The organism is Vibrio sp. R11-SG3-ISO3-SZ (genome assembly GCF_059834345.1).
Genome location: NZ_JCBDGX010000154.1, coordinates 1 through 4,500 on the forward strand (window position 1 = coordinate 1; position 4,500 = coordinate 4,500).

Sequence of the window (4,500 nt, forward strand, 5' to 3'; positions counted from 1 at the left end):
GGTGATAAACGTCTGCAAGGTCTCGGCCTTACGGTTTACAGCATCTGTGAATTTGACGGTCATTAATCGGAATTATTCATGAGTTATCTTGCTTTAGCGCGAAAGTGGCGTCCAACCAAATTCAGTGAAGTGGTGGGTCAAGCGCACGTTTTGACGGCGCTTGAAAATGCACTCGCTCAAAATCGTCTCCACCATGCGTACTTGTTCAGTGGTACGCGAGGTGTCGGTAAAACCTCGATTGGGCGACTGTTTGCCAAAGGTCTAAATTGTGAAACGGGTATTACTGCCAACCCTTGTGGTCAGTGTGATACGTGTCAAGAGATAGACCAAGGGCGCTTTGTGGATCTATTAGAGATCGACGCGGCGTCGCGCACCAAAGTGGAAGATACTCGAGAGTTATTGGACAACGTCCAGTACAAGCCAGCGCGTGGACGCTTTAAAGTGTACCTGATTGACGAGGTGCACATGCTCTCTCGTCATAGCTTTAACGCGCTGCTGAAAACATTGGAAGAGCCGCCAGAGTACGTGAAGTTTATTCTGGCGACCACCGATCCGCAAAAACTGCCTGTGACGATTTTGTCGCGCTGTCTGCAGTTTCATCTTAAGCCGATTACGGTCGATGCCATTCATCAACAGCTGGATCATATCCTTGCACAGGAACAAGTGAGTGCAGAGGCACGCGCATTGGGTATGATTGCCCATGCGGCGGATGGCAGTATGCGTGATGCACTCAGTTTGACTGACCAAGCGATTGCTCTTGGCAATGGCAGTATCAGCCAAGAAAGCGTGGCGCACATGTTGGGTACACTCGACACCGATCAAGCCTTGCATCTGCTGCAAGCGATCAGCTCGAAATCGGTGGATGTGGTGATGTCGAGTGTGGAGCAAATGGCGCAAAACGGTGTGGATTGGGATGGATTGTTGCAACAACTCGCCAGTCAATTGCATCGATTAGCCATGGTGCAGGCTTTGCCATCCTCGCTTGATAAAGGCCAGCCTGACGCTGACAAGGTCGTGCAGCTGAGCAAAGCGTTAACGCCGCAAGATATTCAACTGTTCTACCAAATTGCGTTGAAAGGGCGTGAAGACATCGCGTTGGCGCCGTCAGAGCGCATTGGTTTAGAGATGGTGCTGTTGCGCATGGTGGCATTTAGGCCACAAGAGGTGTCGCAAGCCAATATAATCTCAACGTCCAGCGCACCTGTCGCAGAGGCGCCGGTGCCATCTGCAGCGCCACCAGTCAGCCATGCTGCGCCTCAAGCGCCGATGTCCTCTCCAGCGGTATCACCTCAGCCTGAAGCGACACCACCTCAGCCTAAAGCGCTATCGCAGCCAATGCCAAGCGCACCGTCGTATGAGCCACCGATGGCCGATTACGACATGCCATCGCATGACGATATGCATGACGCGTCTGGATATGACAGAGATGAGTATGCACAGATGACGCCCGCTTCGGCCCCACAAGCCCCAGCAGCGCCAACACCGCCTCCAACGCAGAAGCCTGCGTCAAGCGGGGTGAGCGGCGGCATTAGTGGTTTGCGTCATCAATTGCGTTCACAGCGTCAAGGGCGCAGCTCGCCAGGCGCGTCAACAAAAAAGGCTAAAGCGGCATCTGCCAAACCTGAATCGGTGCTCGAACGTGTTGCGCAAAAACACGCCGGAGCGCCGCAGATGTCGCCTGCTGCACACATGGCTAGAAACGAGTCGGCAAACAACGCATCGCTTGAGAAGCCTGAGCCCTATCAATGGACGCCAAGCCAACCAGTCGTGGATGAGCAAAAGCCGGAACTGAAACCCACGCAGCTGAAAAAAGCGCTCGAGCACGAGAAGACGCCAGAGATGGTCGATAAACTCGTCAATGAAAGCTTAGAGCGAAGCGAGTGGGCGCAGCTCATCAGTCAGCTCAATACAGCTAAGTTGACTGAGCAACTCGCGCTCAATTCGGATTTCGTCAAAGATGGTCGCTCTATCCAACTGACGTTGCGTCCACAGCAGGCTCACCTCAACACGGATAAAGCGCAAAGTGAACTGCTCTCAGAGCTCAATCGAGTGTTGGGCGAAGAGTGCCAGTTAAGTGTCGAGATTGGTGACAAAGGAGAAACACCGCTAGAGTTAAGAGATAAGCTGTATCAAGGCAAGCTTGAGCAAGCTTTTAGCAGTCTAGCGGCTGATCAGTACGTGCAGTTTATCGAGCAGCGTTTTGGTGCTGAACTCGATAGCGATAGTGTACGACCGATATAATTTCCGGTGGTTGAATTCATTTGATTCAGCCCCCATTTAATTCGATATAGTGATAAACTAGAGAGATAAACATGTTTGGTAAAGGCGGTATGGGCAACCTAATGAAGCAGGCCCAGCAAATGCAAGATCGCATGCAAAAGCTTCAAGAAGAAATTGCGAATATGGAAGTGACTGGTGAATCGGGCGCTGGACTTGTGAAAGTGACCATTACTGGTAGCCACAGTGTTCGCCGCGTTGATATCGACGAGAGCTTGATGGAAGACGATAAAGAGATGCTAGAAGATCTCATTGCTGCTGCGTTCAATGATGCCGCTCGTCGTGTTGAAGAGACGCAAAAAGAGAAAATGGCGTCAGTGACAGGCGGTATGCAATTACCACCTGGTATGAAAATGCCGTTCTAATCTCGCTCTCTGCGCGTAACAGGTTTACGTGCAATCGACGAGAATGACGACAATTCATAGAGAAAGAGAGTCAATGCGTACCAGTCACATGCTGGAACAATTAATGGAGGCCTTGCGCTGTCTACCTGGGGTTGGCCCCAAGTCGGCACAGCGGATGGCCTTTCATTTATTGCAGCGAGATAGAAAAGGCGGCGTGCAACTCGCCGACGCGTTAAGTCAGGCAATGACGGAAATCGGCCATTGCTCCGAATGCCGGACCTTTACCGAAGAAGAGGTTTGCCATATCTGCACCAATCCAAAACGCCAAGAGAATGGACAAATTTGCGTAGTCGAAAGCCCTGCGGATATCGCAGCGGTGGAAGCGACCGGCCAATACTCTGGGCGTTACTTTGTGTTGATGGGGCACTTGTCGCCCCTTGATGGCATTGGGCCGAGTGATATCGGTTTGGATGTGCTGGACTTTCGCCTGCGCCGCGGTGATATTAGCGAGGTGATTCTTGCGACCAACCCAACGGTGGAAGGGGAGGCGACCGCGCATTACATTGCCGAGTTGTGTCATGAGCACCAAGTCACGGCTAGTCGCATTGCCCATGGTGTGCCGGTCGGTGGTGAATTAGAGCTGGTGGATGGCACAACGCTGTCTCATTCACTGCTCGGGCGACATAAGATTTAATGCCCTGCATTTTAAACCCAGAAATAATATCAACATGGCCGCATCTGCGGCCATGTTTTTATCTGTCACCCATGACAGAGCGTGGTGCTTGGTTTGCTTTTGTTACCTCAGACGCCAAGGGTTACGTTAGACGCCAAGTGTTATGTCAGACGCTCAAGCTCGGTGATATTGGTCATCGCTTGCTGGTTGGTCGCCCCGCACACCACAGGACACGGCTTAAAATCTGCGCACACTTTGGGACGCTCTGGTAAGCCAAACAGCTTGCAGAGATTGTCTTCATTGAGTTGAATGCAACGAACACCGGCAGGTTTGCCATTTGGCATCCCCGGAATCGGTGATGAGATACTGGGCGCAATACAGCAAGCCCCGCAACCGAGTCGACAATCCATCCTGATACCCCTGAGTAAAATTGAGGCGCGATAGTAGCAAAAATCATCAAGACGATCAGTACAAGATCTTGAAGTTTTTGCCGCTAGACGGTATAAATCGCCCCTTCTTTAACTAATCCAAGATGAGTCTATGAGCGCACCCTTTTGGCAAACAAAAACGTTAGAGCAGATGACGGAGCAAGAGTGGGAATCTCTGTGCGATGGCTGCGGCAAGTGCTGCCTGCACAAACTCATGGATGAAGATACGGATGAAATCTACTACACCAATGTGGCGTGTAGCTTACTCAACACAAAAACCTGTTCGTGCAGCGATTATGAACATCGTTTTGAGTCTCATGAAGAGTGCACCAAGCTGACTCGTGATGACATCGATGATTTCACCTGGTTACCGCACACCTGTGCCTACCGTTTAATGGCAGAAGGCCAGCCACTGCCCGAATGGCACCCGCTGCGCACTGGCTCTAAGTCGGCTATGCACGCCGCCGGCGAAAGCGTCAGAAATAAAGTGGTCTACGAAATCGATGTGATCAATTGGGAAGACCACATACTCAATCATCCTACGCGTGATTAAGCCAATGATTTGTCGTTGAATTGACAACAAGTCCTCGTCTTTAACCTCTTATCCGCCCTCTTTTGTCTCAATGGACCACGGGTTGCTCGGTGCGTGTTGGCGGAGCTAAATCAAAGCGGATGATGAGCCACTGCACGGGTTTTGGCAGTTGATTCATAATAGAGAAAAGTGGACCGGCCGTTTGACTGGGAAAGGTCGTGGTGACGGGCCAAGCCGAAGCGGGGG

5 protein-coding genes are annotated in these 4,500 nt (G+C 51.5%); 4 read left to right on the plus strand and 1 reads right to left on the minus strand.

The annotated features are described in order from the left end of the window. The first annotated feature begins 78 nt into the window (after positions 1-78). The 3 genes from dnaX to recR all read left to right on the plus strand — a co-directional run bounded on the left by dnaX (position 79) and on the right by recR (position 3,315). Positions 79-2,241: a DNA polymerase III subunit gamma/tau gene (gene dnaX, locus AC6R1O_RS17270; protein ID WP_500634164.1), complete on the plus strand. Its 2,163-nt coding sequence runs from the start codon at positions 79-81 to the stop codon at positions 2,239-2,241. 71 nt (positions 2,242-2,312) lie between these two features. Further along, the gene (locus tag AC6R1O_RS17275; RefSeq protein WP_005380618.1) at positions 2,313-2,642 is read left to right on the plus strand and encodes a YbaB/EbfC family nucleoid-associated protein; all 330 of its coding nucleotides are present in this window, start codon (positions 2,313-2,315) and stop codon (positions 2,640-2,642) included. Positions 2,643-2,715: 73 nt separating this feature from the next. Beyond that, positions 2,716-3,315, plus strand: a complete 600-nt coding sequence (gene recR / locus AC6R1O_RS17280; protein WP_334551065.1) for a recombination mediator RecR — start codon at positions 2,716-2,718, stop codon at positions 3,313-3,315. A 140-nt stretch (positions 3,316-3,455) separates the two neighbouring features. On the opposite strand, the gene AC6R1O_RS17285 is transcribed toward recR, so the two are convergent. Then, positions 3,456-3,704 (minus strand): YkgJ family cysteine cluster protein, encoded by a 249-nt coding sequence (locus tag AC6R1O_RS17285; RefSeq protein ID WP_500625797.1) that lies wholly within the window; start codon positions 3,702-3,704, stop codon positions 3,456-3,458. Positions 3,705-3,834: 130 nt separating this feature from the next. Here AC6R1O_RS17285 and AC6R1O_RS17290 point away from each other — a divergent pair, with 130 nt between their 5' ends. Then, positions 3,835-4,275, plus strand: a complete 441-nt coding sequence (locus AC6R1O_RS17290) for a YcgN family cysteine cluster protein (RefSeq protein WP_334551061.1) — start codon at positions 3,835-3,837, stop codon at positions 4,273-4,275. Positions 4,276-4,500 lie beyond the last annotated feature (225 nt).